At 56.3% G+C, this 20,229-nt stretch carries 19 protein-coding genes; 7 read left to right on the forward strand and 12 right to left on the reverse strand.

Annotated elements, in window-relative coordinates; genetic code table 11:
- Window positions 1–16: 16 nt before the first annotated feature.
- The 3 genes from J8E65_RS09025 to J8E65_RS09035 are packed head-to-tail and all read right to left on the reverse strand — an operon-like array spanning window position 17 to window position 2,258.
- Window positions 17–367, reverse strand: a complete 351-nt coding sequence (locus J8E65_RS09025) for a hypothetical protein (protein WP_210375415.1) — start codon at window positions 365–367, stop codon at window positions 17–19.
- 43 nt (window positions 368–410) lie between these two features.
- Complete coding sequence (fliD, locus tag J8E65_RS09030) at window positions 411–1,910, reverse strand: flagellar filament capping protein FliD (protein WP_210375416.1); 1,500 nt, start codon at window positions 1,908–1,910, stop codon at window positions 411–413.
- A gap of 27 nt (window positions 1,911–1,937) precedes the next feature.
- The gene (locus J8E65_RS09035) at window positions 1,938–2,258 is read right to left on the reverse strand and encodes a flagellar export chaperone FliS (protein ID WP_210375417.1); all 321 of its coding nucleotides are present in this window, start codon (window positions 2,256–2,258) and stop codon (window positions 1,938–1,940) included.
- A gap of 37 nt (window positions 2,259–2,295) precedes the next feature.
- On the opposite strand from J8E65_RS09035, the gene J8E65_RS09040 reads away from it, so the two are divergent.
- Window positions 2,296–3,648, forward strand: coding sequence for a glycosyltransferase family 2 protein (locus J8E65_RS09040; RefSeq protein WP_210375418.1), 1,353 nt, complete (start codon window positions 2,296–2,298; stop codon window positions 3,646–3,648).
- A 161-nt stretch (window positions 3,649–3,809) separates the two neighbouring features.
- On the opposite strand, the gene J8E65_RS09045 is transcribed toward J8E65_RS09040, so the two are convergent.
- The 8 genes from J8E65_RS09045 to J8E65_RS09080 form a co-directional block, all read right to left on the reverse strand.
- Window positions 3,810–4,685 carry a flagellin gene (locus tag J8E65_RS09045; RefSeq protein ID WP_210375419.1) on the reverse strand — a complete coding sequence of 292 codons (876 nt, stop codon included), beginning with the start codon at window positions 4,683–4,685 and terminating at the stop codon, window positions 3,810–3,812.
- Window positions 4,686–4,825: 140 nt separating this feature from the next.
- Window positions 4,826–5,704, reverse strand: coding sequence for a flagellin (locus tag J8E65_RS09050; RefSeq protein ID WP_210375420.1), 879 nt, complete (start codon window positions 5,702–5,704; stop codon window positions 4,826–4,828).
- A gap of 94 nt (window positions 5,705–5,798) precedes the next feature.
- Window positions 5,799–6,371, reverse strand: coding sequence for a hypothetical protein (locus tag J8E65_RS09055; protein ID WP_210375421.1), 573 nt, complete (start codon window positions 6,369–6,371; stop codon window positions 5,799–5,801).
- A gap of 6 nt (window positions 6,372–6,377) precedes the next feature.
- Window positions 6,378–7,397, reverse strand: a complete 1,020-nt coding sequence (gene hemB, locus J8E65_RS09060; protein ID WP_210375422.1) for a porphobilinogen synthase — start codon at window positions 7,395–7,397, stop codon at window positions 6,378–6,380.
- Between the two features lie 17 nt (window positions 7,398–7,414).
- On the reverse strand, window positions 7,415–8,932 hold the full coding sequence (gene cysS, locus J8E65_RS09065) for a cysteine--tRNA ligase (protein ID WP_210375423.1): 1,518 nt from the start codon (window positions 8,930–8,932) through the stop codon (window positions 7,415–7,417).
- Window positions 8,933–9,001: 69 nt separating this feature from the next.
- Complete coding sequence (locus tag J8E65_RS09070; protein WP_210375424.1) at window positions 9,002–9,517, reverse strand: MogA/MoaB family molybdenum cofactor biosynthesis protein; 516 nt, start codon at window positions 9,515–9,517, stop codon at window positions 9,002–9,004.
- Complete coding sequence (gene yidD / locus J8E65_RS09075) at window positions 9,514–9,810, reverse strand: membrane protein insertion efficiency factor YidD (protein WP_210375425.1); 297 nt, start codon at window positions 9,808–9,810, stop codon at window positions 9,514–9,516. Before yidD ends, J8E65_RS09070 begins: the two co-directional genes overlap by 4 nt.
- Window positions 9,811–9,837: 27 nt before the next feature.
- Window positions 9,838–10,524 carry a cell wall hydrolase gene (locus tag J8E65_RS09080; RefSeq protein ID WP_210375426.1) on the reverse strand — a complete coding sequence of 229 codons (687 nt, stop codon included), beginning with the start codon at window positions 10,522–10,524 and terminating at the stop codon, window positions 9,838–9,840.
- A gap of 701 nt (window positions 10,525–11,225) precedes the next feature.
- Here J8E65_RS09080 and J8E65_RS09085 point away from each other — a divergent pair.
- The 5 genes from J8E65_RS09085 to pyk all read left to right on the forward strand — a co-directional run bounded on the left by J8E65_RS09085 (window position 11,226) and on the right by pyk (window position 18,679).
- Window positions 11,226–13,565 (forward strand): hypothetical protein, encoded by a 2,340-nt coding sequence (locus J8E65_RS09085; RefSeq protein ID WP_210375427.1) that lies wholly within the window; start codon window positions 11,226–11,228, stop codon window positions 13,563–13,565.
- 49 nt (window positions 13,566–13,614) lie between these two features.
- The gene (locus J8E65_RS09090; protein ID WP_210375428.1) at window positions 13,615–14,982 is read left to right on the forward strand and encodes an HAF repeat-containing protein; all 1,368 of its coding nucleotides are present in this window, start codon (window positions 13,615–13,617) and stop codon (window positions 14,980–14,982) included.
- Window positions 14,983–15,573: 591 nt separating this feature from the next.
- On the forward strand, window positions 15,574–15,975 hold the full coding sequence (gene hisI / locus J8E65_RS09095; protein WP_210375429.1) for a phosphoribosyl-AMP cyclohydrolase: 402 nt from the start codon (window positions 15,574–15,576) through the stop codon (window positions 15,973–15,975).
- An 18-nt stretch (window positions 15,976–15,993) separates the two neighbouring features.
- A complete protein-coding gene (locus J8E65_RS09100; RefSeq protein ID WP_210375430.1) occupies window positions 15,994–17,118 on the forward strand; it encodes a site-2 protease family protein in 1,125 nt (374 codons plus the stop codon).
- A 118-nt stretch (window positions 17,119–17,236) separates the two neighbouring features.
- Window positions 17,237–18,679 (forward strand): pyruvate kinase, encoded by a 1,443-nt coding sequence (pyk, locus tag J8E65_RS09105; RefSeq protein ID WP_210375431.1) that lies wholly within the window; start codon window positions 17,237–17,239, stop codon window positions 18,677–18,679.
- On the opposite strand, the gene J8E65_RS09110 is transcribed toward pyk, so the two are convergent.
- Window positions 18,663–19,487, reverse strand: a complete 825-nt coding sequence (locus J8E65_RS09110; protein WP_210375432.1) for a CDP-alcohol phosphatidyltransferase family protein — start codon at window positions 19,485–19,487, stop codon at window positions 18,663–18,665. The genes pyk and J8E65_RS09110 overlap by 17 nt on opposite strands.
- Before the next feature lie 153 nt (window positions 19,488–19,640).
- Here J8E65_RS09110 and J8E65_RS09115 point away from each other — a divergent pair, with 153 nt between their 5' ends.
- On the forward strand, window positions 19,641–20,219 hold the full coding sequence (locus tag J8E65_RS09115) for a hypothetical protein (RefSeq protein ID WP_210375433.1): 579 nt from the start codon (window positions 19,641–19,643) through the stop codon (window positions 20,217–20,219).
- The last annotated feature ends 10 nt before the right edge of the window (window positions 20,220–20,229 follow it).

Below are 20,229 nucleotides of genomic sequence, written 5' to 3' on the forward strand. Positions count from 1 at the left end.
AGTTAAATCTTTGCTGCTATCCGCGCAAATCTTCGCGCAAAACCTGGCGTGGGGAGGTTTCTTGATACTGATGGCGTGCGCGTTTGTAGTGTTCTACTTCTAGCAAGGCTTGCGCGAGCTGTCGCTCTGTTTCCGCTAGCAGTTCATTGAGCCGTCGGTGTTGCGCATTTAGGGCAACGCGTAAGACCTCCCATTCTGGGTCGAAGCTCTCAGGCAAGGGATGTTGTTGTAGTTGGGCTAAAAGTAGACTGCGCCGTTGCGTCAACTCCGGCAGGTATTCAAAATTCTGCCGACTTAGGGCCTGGGCGATCTCGTCGCCCACGTCCAAGATCTCGCGCAGTAGCGAAAGGGCTGGATGCTCGGGCATAGGATACCTTCAGTTTAGGAATAAAGCTTTAAGCGCAAGTCGCTCAAAAAACAATGCCACTTGAGAAAAATCCACTCAAAAATTGTTGTTGGCTGCGCAAGAGGGCAATCGTTTCCTGTAAGCGGGCAAACTGTGCCCGAAGCTGTTCTTCCCGACGGGAGAGCTGTTCGTCCATTGCCTGAATGCGCTCATTCAGGCGACGAATGCGCGCATCAATAGAAGCCTGCCGCTGGCTGACAATGCCTTGTGCGCCCACATAAGCTTCAATCGTGGTAAGCAGCCGTTGGGCTATGCCATCGCTTCCGGAGAAAAGGCTTTCAACGGCTTGTGGATTGCGGCGCAGGGCTTCAAAGAGCTTATCGGTGTCGGTCAGGGTCAGCGTGCCGTCGTTGCCCATCGTAATACCCAAATCGGTCAGGTAGTGTGGGCCTTCAGCGGGTTGGCCACTGACTTTCTGTACCACTTCATTCCGCAACGTAAAACGTAGGCCAGAGAAGGTACGATCTCCTGCAAAATCGCCTCGCGTCCCGGACTTGCCATCGACGTTGCTTTTGCCCGCGATGTAGGTGATTACGTCGTTGTATTTTTTAATAAAGTCCTCGACTTTGGCCTTGATACCGTTGGTGTCGGGTCCAATTGTAAACTCGGCTGCCCCGGTACTTACTTGCTTAAGCTCAAGGGTAACGCCCACCAGCGCATCGGTAACGCGATTGCTGTTGCGATAGAGCGTAAGGCCGTCAAGGACAAATTTGCTGTTGAGCTCCGAGTCTGTCTCGCTGGTGCCTACGGCTTTCACTTGGCCCCCGCTGGTGCCCGACACTACGGCATTGTTGGTAAGCTCCAGCGCAGCCAAAAGGCCGTTTGCCGAGTCGACAAAAGCCAGCCGGTACTGATAGCCCGTCTGGCCGCTCCGCAAGGAAAGTCGCGCGGTGCTGGCGGTTTCATTGACCACCGAGGCGTAGGCGCGTTCTCCAGACTTGAGGGTGCCCGCATCAACCGCTGCGGTCATCGCATCGTTGATGGCCTGCGAGATTTCCCGCAAAATGTCTGCATCGGTAGTAGCTGTGGGGTTGACCGTTACTTGGACGTCGACGCGGTGATTCGGATCGGTCTCGGTAGGGCTGGCCACCTGAATGGTGAACGTCTGCGGTCCGTAGGTGTCGAAAAACGTACGCAGCGTCGATGCGCTGCTGGTGTATTGTTTCGATAGGCGCGTGTCGGCCGAGGCTAAACGCAACACTTCCAAGGTGTGCGAACCTGTTGCAGCCTGATCGCTAGCGCTTACCGAAAAGGCCGTAGCTGAGGTTGTGGCTGCTTTGCTCTGGAAGGGACGCGTTAAAGGGTCTGTAAACGTCGTGAGCAGCTTATGCAGTGCCGAGAGCTTGCTGTTAAAGTCGCTCATTACGGATTTGAGCCGCTCTTGCTCAGCCTTCTGGGTTTTGAGCTCCAGTTGTGGTCGGCGTTCGATGGTCAAAATGGCGCTGATGAGCTGCTCGTAAGGGCTGTCGGCGTTGTAGACCGAAAGCAGCGGATTAACAGCCATGGCCTATGCGCAGGTTAGATATTGATTTCAGGCAGCACGGGCCATCACAACCCCTTCGTTCCAGGCTTCACGCAAGCCCTCGAGAATGCGTTGCACGACCCCAATGTCGCCAATAGCACTTTCGCGCAGGCAAAATTCGTACAGGGCATGTAGCCGCTCGGCCAGTTCCCCGCCTGCCTCAAAGTTTAGCGCTGACATGAGTTCAACAAGCACCGCCCGGACCTTAGGCCGGTCGTTGCGTTTGCAAGCTGCAATGCCCAGATCGTAAAGCTTGAGCACCAATTGCTCCGGGGAAGCACTAAGCACGGCCTGTTCCTGATACTGCCGCATTCGATACATAACGTTCATGGCTACTTTTTCCCGTTTGGTTGCGAGTGGATAGGTGATGCCTGTTCTCAAAAAAGGGGAAGGTTTTTCCCCATGGATGGCATCTTTTCCAAGCTGCAGCAGCGGCCGCTGTGCTTCTGGCGCAAGTATCGGCCAAAATGCATCGAGCTTAAGCATAAGAGGGTTTTGGCATGATTTCTTCTGCAGCTTGCTGCAACAGGCTCTAACCTTAACTGCCCGCACCATGGATCAAACTTCAGGGCGTCCGCTGCTTTCGCTGTGCATGATCGTCAAAAACGAGGCTGAGCACCTCGAAACATGCCTTCGGCTGGCACGTCCGCACGTGGATGAAATCGTCATCATCGATACCGGATCGACGGATGGCACGCAAGACATTGCACGTCGCTACGCAGACGTGTTTGAAGAAATCGAATGGCCCCATTCTTTTGCGATTGCCCGTAACTACAGCTTAGAACGCGCCTCAGGAACGTATATTCTGGTCCTGGACGGCGACGAGTATATCCCCGATCCACGACACTGGACGCTTTTACGCCAAGCTCTAACTAACCAAAAGCCCGTAGCTGCTCGGATCTGCGTGCATAACGTTTTACCCGCTTCTGAGGTTATTGCCGCCGACGTCCTGTGGCAAGAACGCGTTTTCCTCAATCATCCATCAATTCGATATGAGGGCAGAGTACATAATCAGATCATAAAAAGTATCCTTAAGTTTATTAATACAGAAACAGATAAAATATTAGACTTAAACGTTGATGTTGTTCATATTGGATATGCACATGATCGCAAAAAAATAAAAAGTAAATACATACAAAGACTAGAATTGTTGAAAAACGAGTTTGAAGAAGCTTCAGATGATATTGAAAAAGCCTATTTTGGATATCAACTTGCTGTACTTTATTACATTTTGGAAGAATATGAAAAATCAATAAGTGTCTTAGATATCATAGATTATAATGCACTATTTAAAGCTAATCCTCAAAATGCATTCTATGCATTATTTATAGGATCACAAGTTTTGCTTAAACTTAAAAAGCCAGAAAAAGCTTTAGTTTATTGTAATAATATGTTCAAAATTACAAAACAAGAACCTATTGCTTATTTTGTTACTGGTGTCGCTTTAATAATGCAAAAACAAATTGAAAATGGATTATTGATGTTAATAGAGTCGTTTAAGGTGAATAACATGACACATTATAAAAGATTTCCATTGAATGTGCAGGCGCTGAAGAACGCATTAATTAATGCTTTTAAGCATGTGGGGTTGCATGAGTTGGCGCATCAGCTAGAGCATAAAGCAATAAACTCAAATGAGCAGATCAAAGAAGTGGAAGTATGGTTAGAGAAAATAAAAACGGGGATCATTTTGAAAGAGCGTCAACGGATGATTGCATAAGACAAGAAGCCCCCATGGGGGCTTCTTGCTGTCTTTTCCGGTATCGGGGCGTTGGGTTTACGCCTGAACCGTCCCGCCCGAACCTTGAAAAGACAAGGTGAACTGTGATGCGGTGGGCACCAAACCAGTTCTGGGAACAGGAGAGCGGTCAGGCGCCTGCGTTAAAAAAGCTGCAGGATGGCCTGTGGGGCCACATTGGCCTGGGCGAGTGCAGCCACGCCGGTTTGCTGGAGGATCTGCAAGCGGGCCAGCTGCATCTGCTCGAGCGCGAAGTCGGCGTCGGCGATGCGGCTGCGAGCGGCTTCGTAGTTGTTTTTGGCCGTGGCCAAGTTGTCCATCTTGAACGAGAGCCGCTTTTGGTAGTCACCGATACGGCCCAAACGGGTAGCCAGGTCCTGAATAGCCGTTTCGATGGCCTGCAGGGCATGCGTTGCCTGGGCCACGGTGTCCAAGCTCCAGTTTCCGCTGTTCCAGACCGAAGCACTCGTCAGGCCTGCAAACAACCCTCCTTGGGCACTGGCTGTCCCGTTCGAAATCGCATCAATCGTCACCGAAAAATTGTCCTCTACCGCCGAAGAATCACCTGTTTGGAAGTTGAGGGTGACGTCTGTGGTAGCGAAGAGGGCGCGGCCGTTGAACTTGGTGGCGTCGAGGATGTCGCCGATTTCGGCGGTGAGCTGGGCCAGTTGGTTTTCGATGGCATCGCGTTCTTCGGAGCCCAGCGTGTCGTTGGCAGCCTGGACGACTTTTTCCTTCATGGTTTGGAGGATGTCCATGATGGAGTTGAGGCTGCCTTCGGCGACGGTAAGCAGCGATTTGGCATCGCCGATGTTGGCCAGGGCTTGTTCTTGGCCGCGGATTTTGGCTTTGAGTTTGGCAGCGATCGAGTAGCCGGCCGAGTCGTCTTCGGCGCGGTTGATGCGGCTGCCGGTGGCCAGGCGCAGTTGGCGCAGGCCGAGTTCGCTGTTGGTGCGCTGCAGGTAGGTGTAGGCTTGAAGGGCCTGCAGGTTCGTGTTAATCCGACTTAGCTCGGACATGGCGGACCTCCCTTACGGTTAGGTTAAACATTAAGGGTTACGTGGTTTGCGGACCCGTATCGATCGTGGGGGAGGAGACGCCCGGTGGCCTCGTGGGGCGCGCGCGAGGCCACCGTTTTTATTTTTAGTCGCTTAGCGCCTTAGCCGAAAAGCTGCAAGATCGCTTGTGGGGCCGCGTTGGCCTGGGCGAGTGCAGCCACGCCGGTTTGCTGGAGGATCTGCAGCTTGGCCAGCTGCATTTGTTCATAGGCGAAGTCGGCGTCGGCGATGCGGCTGCGAGCGGCTTCGTAGTTGTTTTTGGCCGTGGCCAAGTTGTCCATCTTGAACGAGAGCCGCTTTTGGTAGTCACCGATACGGCCCAAACGGGTAGCCAGGTCCTGAATAGCCGTTTCGATGGCCTGCAGGGCATGCGTTGCCTGGGCCACGGTGTCCAAGCTCCAGTTTCCGCTGTTCCAGACCGAAGCACTCGTCAGGCCTGCAAACAACCCTCCTTGGGCACTGGCTGTCCCGTTCGAAATCGCATCAATCGTCACCGAAAAATTGTCCTGGGCATCAGTGGAGTCGCCCACCTGGAAGTTGAGGGTGACGTCTGCGGTAGCGAAGAGGGCGCGGCCGTTGAACTTGGTGGCGTCGAGGATGTCGCCGATTTCGGCGGTGAGCTGGGCCAGTTGGTTTTCGATGGCATCGCGTTCTTCGGAGCCCAGCGTGTCGTTGGCAGCCTGGACGACTTTTTCCTTCATGGTTTGGAGGATGTCCATGATGGAGTTGAGGCTGCCTTCGGCGACGGTAAGCAGCGATTTGGCATCGCCGATGTTGGCCAGGGCTTGTTCTTGGCCGCGGATTTTGGCTTTGAGTTTGGCAGCGATCGAGTAGCCGGCCGAGTCGTCTTCGGCGCGGTTGATGCGGCTGCCGGTGGCCAGGCGCAGTTGGCGCAGGCCGAGTTCGCTGTTGGTGCGCTGCAGGTAGGTGTAGGCTTGAAGGGCCTGCAGGTTCGTGTTAATCCGACTTAGGTCCGACATGGCAGGTACAGGTTTGGTTGGACGGTTCAGGCGGTTGTGTTGAAAATTTCTACCGCCTATATCGGCCTGCCCTTGCCATCACTTAAATGGGCCCTTACAAATGGCGGGCTAGGGGCAGCTCGCGGCTCCAGTCCCGGTGCCCAAAGTAGTGCAGTACATAAGGCAGTTTGGTCAGTTTGTCTTTCCCAAAGCCTGGTAGTGCCTGCACTCGGGCTTTGACTTCAGCGAGGGGGGCACCATCTGCCCACAGTTGGGCAGCTTGGCCTGCGTAATGGATGCAGAGCTGCTGGGCTACGGCTTGCGTCAGCTCGGCCATGCGATGGGTAAAGCGATGCACGGCTGGCTTTTCGGCAAAAAGCTGCTGCAGCGTTTCCAGTGGCATCTGGGCGATTCGACACAGGTCCAGGTGTCCTAGCCGTTCCCGAAGCCGCAAGGGGCCAGTAAAGGCAAACTCGGCCCGGACGCGTTGGTCGTAGAGCAGCCCTAGCAGCAGCGCGTTGGCATCCTGGCGTAGATAGGCATCGGCTTCCAGATCTCCGGTAAGGGTGCCCGAAAGGTGAAACCGTTTCATCATGCGCACAAAGCCCCCTTCCAAATCTCCGGGGTCAAGGGGCGTAATGGACGGTACAGCAATAGTCCTTGGGTTTTCCGAGCGAAAATCCACCATGGTCAACTAGTGCAGGTCTTGCTTAAGCCACTGGGCGAGCTGTCCGGCAAAGTACGTGAGGATCAGGTCGGCGCCGGCCCTATGGATGGCCGTAAGCACTTCAAAAACTGCGGCCTTTTCGTCGATCCAGCCGTTTTGTGCAGCAGCCTTAAGCATGGCATACTCACCGCTGACGTGGTAGGCGGCAACAGGCACGTCGCAGGCCTGGCGCAGCCGGTAAATGACGTCCAGGTAAGGTAAGGCCGGTTTGACCATCACAATGTCGGCGCCTTCGTCAAGGTCCAGTCGCAGCTCGCGCAGGGCTTCACGGGCATTTGCTGGATCCATTTGATAGGTTTTTTTGTCGGGTGGAATGCCCGGGCGATGGCGTGGCGCCGAGTCGAGGGCTTCCCGGAACGGTCCGTAAAAAGCGGAAGCGTACTTGGCCGTGTAGGACAGAATAGCGACTTCAGTAAAGCCTTCCTCATCCAGTGCCTTCCGAATGGCACCGACGCGGCCATCCATCATGTCGGAAGGCGCAACGATGTCGGCTCCGGCTTGCGCCTGCACGACCGCCATGCGGGCAAGGATTTCAACGGTTTCATCGTTCACAATGCGACCTTGCCGCACGATGCCATCGTGTCCGTCTGACGAATACGGGTCTAAAGCGACATCAGTGATCACCAACAGCTCTGGCAAGGCCTGCTTAAGGGCTTGGATAGCCCGAGGATACAGGCCTTTGGGGTTCAGTGCTTCGCGGCCGTCGGGCGTTTTCAGCGATGCGTCTAGTGCCGGAAAGAGCGCTACAGCCGGAATACCCAGGGCATAGAGTTGCTGGGCTTCTTTGATCAGTTCATCGATGCTTAGCCGATATTGTCCCGGCATTGCAGCGATTTCTTGGCGGACGTGCTTGCCTTCAACAACAAAAAGCGGCGCAATGAGCTGATCGACCGACAGGCGCGTTTCACGCACCATGCGCCGGAGCGTTGCAGTTCGGCGCAGTCGGCGAGGCCGCTCCTTTAGGGGTAGGGTAGTAGGGGTATGCATCGCTAACCGTGCTTTTTTTATCCTACCAGCACCCTGCGGCGCCAGCGGGTACCTTCGGGAGTGTCCATCACCTCGATGCCCATTTGCAGTAGCTGTTCTCGGATGGCGTCGGCGCGGGCAAAGTCACGTGCACGCCGCGCTGCATCCCGTTCGGCTAGCAGGCGCTCGACCAACTCAGCTAGCGGATCCTGGCGGTGGAAGGCAGCAGCCGCTGCACGGTCGGGCGGAAACACAAAGCCCAGTAAGGCATCCAGCTGCTTAAGCCAGCGCCAGGCGCTTTCCGCCGAGGACCGGTTGAGCTGGTCGCCAAAGCCCAAAATGAGCTTGATGCCTTCTAAAGCCGTAGCTAGTGCTACCGGCGTGTTGAGGTCGTCGCAGAGCGCTTCAAGTGTTTTATCGTAAATCGTAGAAAGACGATCGCCCAATCGATCTGGACCTGAGCGATCGCTTTGACGCGCGGCTTCAATGCGCGCTGCAGCTTCCCGATAGCGCTGCACCATACGCAGGCTATCGGCGAGATGTTTTTTGGTAAAGTTCAGGGGCTCTCGGTATTTGCCGGAAATCAACGCATAACGCAGCCCCATTGGATCAATGCCTTGACCTCCGGCCTCGGGGGGGTGAATCAGTTCTCGTACGGTAAAAAAGTTGCCTTTCGATTTGGACATCTTTTCGCCTTCGACCATCAAAAAGCGGGTGTGCACCCAGTAGCGGGCTAGTGGCTTGCCGGTGAGACTTTCGGCTTGGGCAATTTCGCATTCATGGTGCGGAAAGATTAGGTCTTCGCCTCCCAGGTGCAGGTCGAACGTTTCGCCCAAGTATTCCATCGACATGACAGAGCATTCGATATGCCAGCCTGGAAAGCCCCATCCCCAGGGACTGTACCATTGCATAAGGTGTTTTTCGTCTTTTTTCCAAAGGGCAAAGTCCCGTGGGTCGCGCTTTTCGGGGTCTTGGACTACCTCGCGTACGGCTTGTGCGAGCTGCTCGGGGTCACGGTTTCCCGAAAGCTTGCCATAGTCAGGGAAGCTGGGCACGTGGAAATACACGCCTTGGCGGGTTTCGTAGGCGTGGCCGGTTTGAACCAAGCGTTCGATGGCTAGAATTTGCTGGCGGATATGCTCGGTGGCTCGGGGACGAACGTCGGGTTCGAGGAGCTTCAACGCCTGCCAGTCTTCCAGCAAAGCCTGGGTGTAGAAGCGGGCTAAGTCCCAAATGTTAGGGAAACGGCGTCCTTCGGCAGAGCGCAAAGCGCGCTCGAGCTTGTCTTCGCCTGCGGCATCGGCGTAGTCGTCTTCGGTCAGATGTCCTACATCGGTAATGTTGCAGACGTAGATGGTCTGCCAGCCCAGCGCCTGGGCGACCCGTACAATGAGGTCAGCGGTAAGAAAACTGCGAAAATTGCCAATGTGAGCATACGTGTAGACCGTAGGCCCACAGGCATAGAGCCGAAGGCGGCCGTGTTCTAACGGATAAATTGGTTCTACTTGCCGCGTTAAGGTGTTGTAAAGACGCAGCGTTTTGGGCGAACCCTCCATGGAGTGCGCAGATCGTTCCAGTGCTTCCGGCGCACTCTAACGGTCTGTTTGCTTGCAGGGTTGCAAGGATTAGGGGAGGGATTGGTGGCGTCGGATTTCCCAGACGAGATGCCGCAGTTCGGGGAGCAAAAGCCGATCAAGCGCCAGTTTGACGGCGCCAAGCGAACCGGGCAGGGCAAAAATCAGCGTATTGCGATAAACTCCGCCGATAGCCCGGGAAAGCATGGCACCACTCCCGATTTCCTGAAACGAGAGCATGCGAAACAGCTCGCCAAAGCCTGGCAAGGTTTTTTCCAAACGGGCAGCGACCACTTCATAGGTCGTATCGCGATGGCTGATACCTGTGCCACCGGTGGTTAGGATCACATCGACCTTGCCGGCAAGCTCGTCCAGCAAAGCTCCGATCATTTCGGGCTCGTCTGGTACAATCGCATAATGCACGACCTGGTGGCCATGCTCTTGGAGGCGGTTGCGCAGAAGCGTGCCGCTGCGGTCGGTTTCTTCGGTGCGGGTATCGCTAATGGTAAGCACGGCGCAGCGGACGTGCTCAAGTTGGGAGGTTTCTTGGTGCAGTTCGTAGCTCATGGGTTTGGATGCTCAGAGGGTTCTGGGGGCGGCTCGCCAAACCACCGAGGCGGATCGTAGCCTTGGCCACCCCAGGGGTGGCAGCGGGCCAGCCGCCACAGCGTTAAGAGCAAGCCGCGCACAGCACCGTACTTTTCGAAGGCTTCAATGGCGTACTGGGAGCAGCTTGGGGTGTAGCGGCAGGTAGCTGGAAGATGGGGACTAAGCACAAGCTGGTAGAACCGCACTAGCCCAATGAGTAGGTAGCGCGGGAGCCGCCACAATAGGTTCCCGATGACTTGCCAGCGCTGCATACGCCTTGCTGAACGCTGATCCGTTTCCTATGGTTCACTAGGGCGGTTAGGAGGCACAGGCCGAGCAGGCCGCGGAATGCGTCCTAAAAGGCGGGGTCTTGGGCGTTGCCAAGTGGGTTGCTCCTTAGCAAAGGATGCACGCACTACCGGTGGGTCTAGTTCAGCGTCGACGCGGTCAAAAAAGCGGAAGCGTTGTGGATCAATGGCGGCTACGGCTGCACCTTCAAAAGGCACGCCTGCCTGTGCCCAGGGAGGCGGATCGGTTGTCGACATGGAGATGGGGCTGTAAAAGTGCCGTACTGTAATGGGAAAGGGCCTTGCCGAAGCCGGCGCTTGGTATACTTCCAGCGCAATGCGGAGCGCTTGTTGCCATCCCGGCGCTGTGGCCTGCGGCGTTAAGCTTAAAATAAAGTCCCGACGGGGTGAAGGTCGGTTAAAAGCACTAAACTGCAGCGGTTCCAAGACAACTTCTCGATACGTATCGCCACGGTAGCGTGTTTCGACGCGGTTACGCACTACCCAAGCTACCAGGCGTTGCTCTTCGGGGCGGTCTGTTTCGGAATAAATGCATCGCGCCAGCCAGAGCACTTCGTCTTGCGCCAAGGGAGGAAGCTGGCGCAGCGCAACCCATAAAGGCAGGCGACCGAGCGAGTCTGGCGAAATCGCCAATCCCGATAGGCTGAGCAAAATAAACCCTAAAACAACCCCTAACATTGGATAAGATAGATGGACCTAGGGCTGTGCAAAAGCTATCAAAAGCTGTACCGATTTAATGAGTCTGAAGGTGAACAATAAGGACACTTCTTTTGGGGCTTTAAGCGCCTCTTTAACAGAAGTGATGCACGCCAAAGGATGGGAGCAAATGATGCGACAGTTGTGCTGAAAGATGTGGGTGTAGAACGTGCTGATCGGGCTTGCGGTGACTCCAATGAGCACTTGACAACTGGGGGGTAGTGGTGTAAAATTAGCCCGTAAGTCGAAGAATCAAGGAGGGTTATTCAACCCAGTACAACGACTCTATAAACAAGAGAACGCTTGCCTGTCACGAATCCATTTCGACCGGCATGTATACTAGCCGCTCCTGGTGGACATGGCAGACAAGGTCTAGATGGTTTTATCGGAGCTGAGGGGGTGTGAAGTGCACTTTGTGCGCAACCTGCGCGAGCACTGAAGCGCCGAAAAGGATAGTTCGCTGGCTGGGGAAGAAATCTTTCTCTTCTGGAATCTGAGCCGTAGCTACGGGATAGGTTTTGCTTTTTCCTGAATTTCATCCTGTAGCTGTTGGATCAAGAAGCGAAAGCCCAGCGCATGGTCTTTTTCGCTGGTGGTGGTGTGGCAGCATTGTCCACGCCAAGGTGAACAGGAGGTTCGTAGAGCTACGCTTCTAATTGTTCCACTTTCTCAGGAGGATTGCCATGAAAAGCGTCAATGTATGGTGGCTAGCAAAGGTGGTGATAGGTGTGGTGTGGTTCGGCTCAGGGGTGGAGCTCCAGGCGCAGCGCCTAACCTGGCTGGGCACGCTGCCTGGGTACGATAACAGCGGGGCGTCTGGCGTTTCTGCGGACGGCTCGGTGGTGGTCGGAGGGGCAGCAAGCGACCGCGGTGATCAACACGCCTTTCGCTGGACGGCGTTGGGCGGGATGGAAGATCTCGGCACGTTTGGAGGCTATTGGAGCGGGGCGTCTGGCGTTTCAGCCGATGGCTCTGTGGTGGTCGGATGGATAAGAGACGCCAGTGGGTATCGCGCCTTTCGTTGGACAGCGTCAGGAGGGATGCAAGACCTTGGCACGCTTGGGGGCGTTGAGAGCGAGGCGCGTGGCGTTTCTGCTGACGGCTCTGTAGTAGTCGGATGGGCAGGAAACGCCAGTGGTTTTTATCGCGCCTTTCGTTGGACAGCGTCAGGAGGGATGCAAGACCTTGGCACGCTGCCTGGAGGCTATGCCAGCGGGGCGTTTGGCGTTTCTGCGGACGGCTCTGTAGTGGTTGGAAGGGCAGAAAACGCCAATGGTGATTGGCGCGCCTTTCGTTGGACGGCGTTGATCGGGATGGAAGACCTTGGCACGCTGCCTGGGGGCTATGCCAGCGAGGCGTTTGGCGTTTCTGCCAACGGTTCAGTGGTGGTCGGATGGGCACGAAACGCCAGCTATGAGTTTCGTGCCTTTCGTTGGACGGCGTTGATCGGGATGGAAGACCTTGGCACGCTGCCTGGGGGCTATGCCAGCGAGGCGTTTGGCGTTTCTGCGGACGGCTCTGTAGTGGTTGGAAGGGCAAATAACGCCAATGGTGATTGGCGCGCCTTTCGTTGGACGGCATCGGGCGGCATGGAAGACTTGAACATCACCTACGCCGACTTGCTGACCAACGGTTCGGTGTTGCGCGAAGCCAATGCCATCTCACCCGATGGACGCTATATCGTGGGCTGGGGCATGAACGAGGCGACGGGGAGCATGGAGGCATTTCTCCTAGATACGAGAAGGGAAACGACAGAACCACGACACCTCAGTTGGCTAGGCACGCTGGGCGGCGGGCAGAGCGAGGCGTCTGGCATTTCTGCCAATGGCTCCGTGGTGGTTGGACAGTCAGATATCGGCATCGGCGGCTCTATAACGCACGCCTTTCGCTGGACGCAGGCGGGCGGGATGGAAGACCTTGGCACGCTTGGTGGCGCTTGGAGCGCGGCGTATGGCGTTTCTGTCGACGGTTCGGTGGTGGTCGGATGGGCACAAAACGCCAGCGGTTTGAAGCGCGCTTTTCGCTGGGGGTCGGACGGAATGGAAGACCTTGGCACGCTGGGTGGCGATGAGAGCGAGGCGCGTGGTGTTTCTGCCGACGGTTCGGTCGTGGTTGGATGGGCAGAGACGGTCAGCATTGAAGGGCGCGCTTTTCGATGGACGCCGTCGGGCGGAATGCAAGATCTCGGCACGCTCGGTGGCAATCGGAGTGAGGCGCGTGGTGTTTCTGCCGACGGTTCGGTGGTGGTCGGAGGGGCACGAAACGCTAGCGGTGATTGGCGCGCCTTTCGTTGGACAGCGTCAGGAGGGATGCAAGACCTTGGCACGCTGGGTGGCGATGAGAGCGAGGCGCGTGGTGTTTCCGCCGACGGCTCGGTAGTGGTTGGAAAGGCACAAAACGCTAGCGGTGCTTGGCGCGCTTTTCGTTGGACGGCATCGGGCGGGATGCAAGACCTTGGCACGCTGCCTGGGAGCTATGCCAGCGAGGCGCGTGGTGTTTCTGCCGACGGCTCGGTGGTGGTCGGAGAGATAAGGCGCGCCTTTCGTTGGACGGTAAGTGGCGGCATGGAAGACCTGAACACGACCTATGCCCACCTGCTGACCGACGGGTCGGAGTTGTTGTACGCCTATGCCATCTCGCCTGATGGACGCTACATCGTGGGTTGGGGCATCAACGCTGCGACAGGGCGCTACGAGGCGTACCTCTTGGACGCGGAGAGGACAACAACAGCTGTGGAATCGCGGGGAAGGGAGGGCGGCTTGCAGGGTGAGCTGCGGATTTTTCCCATGCCTTCGGCGGGAGCGGCCACGCTGCGTTTTGTTAGCGAGCAGGTGGGGCCAGTTATCCTAGAGGTGGTGGACGTGCTTGGTCGGGTTGTTTTTCGGTGGAGTGGTCAGGTGGAGCGTGTTGGGGTTCAATCCCTTGGGGTGAGCCTGGGTGGGCTTTCGAGTGGGCGCTATCAGGTGCGGTTGCGGCTGCCAGGACAGCAGGTGTTGACAGCGCCGCTGGTGGTAGTGCGCTAAGCTGAAGGTGAATGCGCAATTGTTCCACTTTTTCCTCAGGAGGATTGTCATGAAAAGCGTCAATGTATGGTGGCTAGCAAAGGTGGTGGTGGGTGTGGTGTGGTTCGGCTCAGGGGTGGAGCTCCAGGCACAGAGCCTCACCTGGCTGGGTACGCTGCCGGACTACGATGGGAGCTGGGCGCATGGCGTTTCTGCAGATGGCTCGGTGGTGGTCGGATGGGCACAAAGCGCCAGCGGTCAGATACGCGCCTTTCGCTGGACGCAGTCGGGTGGGATGGAAGACCTCGGTACGCTCGGAGGCAATGGGAGCACGGCGTTAGGTGTTTCTGCTGACGGTTTCGTGGCGGTCGGGGTGGCATACAACGCTAGTGGTCAGATACGCGCCTTTCGCTGGACGCAGTCGGGTGGGATGGAAGACCTTGGCACGCTCGGAGGCAATGGGAGCACGGCGTATGGCGTTTCTGCCGACGGCTCGGTGGTGGTCGGAGTGGCAGAAAACGCCAGTGGTCTATCTCGTGCCTTTCGTTGGACGGCATCGGGCGGGATGCAAGACCTCGGCACACTGGGTGGCTCTACAAGCGATGCGTATGGCGTTTCTGCGGACGGCTCGGTGGTGGTCGGATCGGCAACCAACGCCAGCGGTGAGCGGCGCGTCTTTCGCTGGGAGGGTGGCGTGATGCAAGACATCGGTCCTTTTGGAGGAGGACCTTGCGACCGCATCCAATGTAGATATAGTGTCTCGGCGGATGGCTCGGTCGTGATCGGAACGAGAATAAACAACAATGGGGATTCTCGCGCTGTTCGCTGGACCGCCACGGGGGGGATGCAAGAGATTGGCACGCTTGGTGGCCCTATGAGCGAGGCGTATGGCGTTTCTGCCGACGGCTCGGTCGTGGTCGGAGTGGCAGAGACTGCCAGCATTGAAGTGCGCGCCTTTCGCTGGACGGCCTCGGGCGGGATGGAGGATCTGAACACGACCTTCGCCGCCTTGCTGACCAACGGTTCGGTGTTGGCGTATGCCTACGCTGTCTCGCCTGATGGACGCTACATCGTGGGCGTGGGCGGCAACGCTGCGACGGGGCGCTTGGAAGCGTTCTTGCTGGATACCGAGGGGACAACAACGGCGGTGGAATCGCGGGGCTTCAAGGATGGTCTACAGGGTGAGCTGCGGATTTTTCCCATGCCTTCGGCGGGAGCGGCCACGCTGCGTTTTGTTAGCGAGCAGGTGGGGCCAGTTATCCTAGAGGTGGTGGATGTGCTTGGTCGGGTTGTTTTTCGGTGGAGTGGTCAGGTGGAGCGTGTTGGGGTTCAATCTCTTGGGGTGAGCCTGGGTGGGCTTTCGAGTGGGCGCTATCAGGTGCGGTTGCGGCTGCCAGGTCACGAGGTGTTGACAGCGCCGCTGATGATTGTCCGGTAACGGCGTACGACAGAACTGCATGCCGGCGTTCTCTTCCTAGGGACAGCCTTCGCTGCTAGCGCTGAGGTGCGGCAACGTAAAGGGGTGCTCGCTCGCGCACACGGATGGGCCGTGGCGACCTCGTCGTGAAGGCTTAAGCGAGTGACTGCATACTCGGTTGGCACTGGATTTTAATTCAGTGGTGCGAGCAAAATTGGATTTAAAGCAATTGAAGCGATAAGAAGCCGCTTCTTCATGACCAGCCGTCCAACACGCGCTCACATCTGACGCCGCGCCGCTGATGCACAGTCGCTAGGTGGTTTTGGGGCAACGGGCGCATGATCTCAATGAGGGTGCGCCCAAGGAAACAGCTACGTCAGAAATCCGAGACACATATTCCCCTCGAAGGGAGGTGTCGTGAGGGTTTGCTTCTTATGCAGGTCCCATGCCACTGAACAGCCAAGATTTGATTTTGGTGACAACGTGCGCTCTGCAGACGGATCTCAGGATTAGACATTTTCGAAAAATAAAACCCAGCCGCTTCAAAGGTATGGATTAACGCGGCTAGCATCCGCTATCTTTAAAGTAGCATTCTTTTCCCAGGAAAGAGCAATGGAAATGAACGCTTTGCTGCAAGCTGTTAAGTACGATGCGAACGGTCTGGTGGTGGCCATTGCGCAGGATGCCGAGACCGGAGAAATCCTCATGGTGGCCTATATGAACGAGGCTACGCTACGCCAGACGCTTGAGACTGGACTGATGACGTACTGGAGTCGCTCGCGACAAGAGGTCTGGGTCAAAGGGGCTACAAGCGGACATACGCAAGAGGTGCGTGAAGTGCGCATCGACTGCGACGGAGACGTGCTTTTGTTTAAAATCAAGCAAAATGGCGGGGCCGCTTGCCATACAGGCCATCGTTCCTGTTTTTATCGCAAGCTGGAAAATGGACGCCTGGTTGAAACCGAAGGGCTGGTGTTCAATCCGGAACAGGTCTACTCCCAAAATAACCGCTAACCTTAGAGACCTTCTTGCATGAAAGGCGCTTTGCGCATTAGCCGTATCGCAGGCATCGATATTTACCTGCACTGGACGTTTGGCCTGTTGATTGTGGGCATTTTTGCTTTTTATGTGCTCCATGGCGTTGGGGTGAATGCCGCTATGGCTGGCGTTCTCCTGGTGCTGGCTGTTTTTGGATGTGTCGTGTTGCACGAGTTGGGCCATGCCCTTATGGCCCGGCGTTTTGGCGTGCCCACGCGTGACATCACGTTATATCCTATTGGTGGTGTAGCGCGCTTAGCGCGCATTCCCGAAGAACCCATCCAGGAATTCTGGATTGCAATTGCCGGACCGGCGGTCAACGTGCTTATTGCCACGCTTTTGGCGCTTGTGCTATGGGCTTTAGGCAACTCTTTTGATCCAGAAGCGCTCGTGCAGCCCCAAGGCCATTTTTTGACTTCGCTCATGTGGATTAACCTTATGCTGGTGGGCTTTAACATGCTCCCGGCCTTTCCGATGGACGGGGGACGTGTGCTCCGAGCACTGTTGGCCTTGCACCTGAACTACGTGCGGGCTACGCAGATTGCGGCCAGCGTTGGCCAGGTGATGGCTGTGTTTTTTGGGCTTTTAGGACTGATCAGCTTCAATCCCATTTTGCTGTTTATTGCGCTGTTTGTTTACGTGGGTGCGCAGCAGGAAGCCCAGCAGGCCATGTTCCGAGCGTTAACGCAGGGCATTCCGGTGCGGCAAGCTATGATGACGCGTTTCCAGGTGCTTCATCCCGACGACAGTCTGGCTGCTGCAGTCGAAGCCTTGTTGGCAGGCGCAGAGCAGGATTTCCCAGTGGTGGAAGATAACCAAATCGTTGGGGTACTGACGCGCAAAAGTTTGCTGCGCGCCTTGGCTCGCGAAGGCCGTGAAGGTCGGGTGCGTGATGCTATGCTGCCTACGTGCCAGCCGATTGAAGACACGGCCATGCTTGAAGAAGCCTTTCTGCGCATGCAAGAAACCGGTTGTGAGGCGATCCCCGTAGTGCACAACCGCCAGCTGGTTGGATTGTTGACGCTAGAAAACGTGGGTGAGCTAATGATGATTTCCTCTGCCCTGCGCCGGGCCGAGATGGGGCGCGGCTTAGGTCTGCAACCTTCAGGTAAACCTTGAATTTGGCTGGAAAGTGCGCAGCGTAAGCGCTTTGCGGCCTGCTACGTCATTTGAACCTACGCCCTGTTCTATCGTAGCTTTGCTTGCACCTATAGGTCGCAGAGCATACGCGTTAGATATGGATCGCTGCACGAAGATCGTCTGTACGCTGGGCCCTTCTTCTTCGGATCGGGAAACGATTCGCAAACTCATTCAAGCCGGGATGGATGTTGCCCGGCTGAATTTTTCTCACGGCACGCACGAAGAGCACCGGCAACGCATCGAAATTGTTCGGGAAGAAGCCCAAAAGCTTGGGCGTGAAGTGGCCATTTTGCAAGACCTGCAAGGACCCAAAATTCGGATTGGAGACGTCGAAGGGGGCGGGGTGCTGGTGCACGAAGGCCAGCGTTTGGTGCTTACCAGTCGCGCTGAGCGCGCTGACGGCCGCAGCCGCATTTACATCAACTATCCGACACTGGCCCAGGACGTCGAGGTAGGGGGACGCATTTTGCTCGACGATGGACTCCTTGAACTGGCAGTGGTGGCTGTAAGCGATGAGGACGTAATCACTGAGGTGGTGGTCGGTGGACCGTTGCGCTCGCGCAAAGGCGTGAACCTGCCGCATATTCGCCACTCCAGCCCTTCGCTTACTGAAAAGGACTTGCGTGACTTGGACTTCGGCCTGCGTATGGAGGTAGACCTCATCGCGCTTTCCTTTGTACGTAGTGAAGCCGACGTAGCCGATCTTATACGCCGCGTGCGCGACTCGGGCAAGCAGGTTGGCGTTATTGCAAAGATTGAAAAACCTGAAGCCGTTGCTAAAATCGACCAAATTCTCGCTCAGGCTGATGGCATCATGGTCGCGCGAGGGGATCTGGGCATAGAAATGCCGCTAGCGCAGGTACCTGCCGTGCAGAAACGCATCATTCGCAAATGTCTGGCAGCGGCTAAGCCGGTCATTACAGCGACACAGATGCTCGAAAGCATGATCGACAATCCCCGACCAACACGGGCTGAAGCCAGCGATGTAGCGAATGCTGTGCTCGATGGTAGCGATGCGCTGATGCTTTCGGCTGAAACGGCTTCAGGCAAGTATCCAGTCCGGGTTGTGCAGGTCATGGACGAAATCATCCGCCAGGCCGAACGCTTCCGCCGCGAGGTGCATGAGTCCGAAGGACGTTGGCTAATGACGCCCCGAAGTGCAACGGAAACTGCGGAGGCGGTGACCGAAGCCATTGGCTATACGGCTTGCCAGTTGGCCGAGCAGGTCGGCGCTGTAGCCATTGCCTGCCTAACGGCTACGGGCAACACGGCGCGTAGGATTGCCCGCCACCGACCTTCGGTGCCCGTCTATGCCTTTACCGATAACCCCCGCGTAGCAACACAGTTAGGATTGCTCTGGGGGACCAAAGCCTTTGCCATCCCCTTCCAACGAGACACCGACCAAGGCGTGCAGCTGGTCCACCGCCTGTTGCGAGAGCACGGACTGGTTGCCTCTGGGGACTTGGTTGTGATTACGGCCGGCATGCCGCTGCCTGCCAAAGGGCGAACCAACATGGTGCATGTCAGCCGGATTGAATAAGCGCGTGACAACGAGCTTCGCGCCGCCGCCAGCCCAAAAGCAGCGCCGTCCAGGCTAAATAAGGCCCAATAAACATAAAAGGTAGACGTGCCGTCTGGCCTAAAGCCATAAAAGTGGCCATAACAGCCAGCTGAGCCCCTAAACCTAGCGACGAAAGCGCGGTCATAAAGGTGCGGGAAGGTAAAGGTGGTATGGCAGCAGTCGTAAGCACCCTGTCCAAGCAGGCTATGAGGCGGTCTTGCCAGCCGTAAAGACATAAATACACCCGATGCAAGAGAGGGGTCAGGCCCGGCGGATCCCAAGGATAAGGCCGCGCTTTTCGTTCATCCAGTAGGCTGGTCGCTTCGCCACCTCGACGATGCCGATAAAGTACATAGTAATAGTTGTAGACCGATACCTGCAACAGATGGGCTAAAAGTCCAAGCCCACCCCCAAGCCAATCGCGGCCTCGACCACCGCGTCGTCGCGCAAAAGCCCCAAACAGAGCCGCACTGACCATAAAATCGGCAACAGAATCCAAATAACGACCCATACGCGAAGGCCGCTGCAAGCGCGCCAGTGCACCGTCGAGGCCATCAAGTAGGTGCTTGAGGATAAGTAGCACAGCAGCTGTACGTTCAGCACGGCGACGGTTCTGCGCAGCCAGCTTGGCCGAGAGTAGCCCCGTAACCAAAAACAGCAACGTGACATGCACTGGACGTAGCCGCGTAGGGGCTAGGTGAAGGGCAGCACGATGCACCCACCGCAGCCCATAGGCGCTTACGTCCCGAAAAGCCCACAAAGGAGGTAGCTTAGCTGCATCTGGCATCTAAATCCTCTCCTAAAGAAGCTACATGCAGCCCCTGCTTTGAAGCACAAACCACTTGATTAGGTCTTGAGACCCTGGAGAAAAGAACAATTGTTCCGATAATCTATAAACAAACTGAAGGGCTTATAGAATTTAACCAGGAGGTGAGTGAAGATGCTTATCCCGATTTCATCGATTCTCTTGCGTCCCCCGACAATGAACCGGGGCTGGTATCAGCCCAACCCTTGGCGAATGCGGCTAGAAGTGCAATTCTTCTCAGGCAATATTATCTCCAAACTGCGCTCTCAGGCGAGTTCGGGGATTACGTTTCCCCAGAGGACGCAGCCAGAGCCCGCTCAGAGCTTGAGTATCTCAGGGGAAGAATTGCGCAAGGCGGCCAGTCGCCAGGACGAGCCATGGAAGCTAGCGCTTTTGGAGGTGGCTTCGGAGGAGCTTACGAGGAGCGCAGCGATGACTTACTATTTCTTCCCGAACGCCCGGGTGGATTCCTCGGAGAGCTCGGGGGATCGCGTGGTGCTGAAGGTGTTTTACGACAAGGACTGGAAGCCGGTGATCGAGCCCGAGGTGAAGATTTACAACGAGGACTGGGAAGAGCTCTCCTTACAGCCACTGCTCCTAGCCTTAGAGATGATCCAAGAGGAGATCTTGGAGTCGGAGGAGGACTTGGCTCTGGTTTACAAGTGGAGCCAGGATATCGAGAAGAAGCTTTCAGGTCGCTTAGAGACTTCGTAGAGGAGGCTCG

This window comes from Rhodothermus bifroesti (genome assembly GCF_017908595.1).
Taxonomy (GTDB): domain Bacteria; phylum Bacteroidota; class Rhodothermia; order Rhodothermales; family Rhodothermaceae; genus Rhodothermus; species Rhodothermus bifroesti.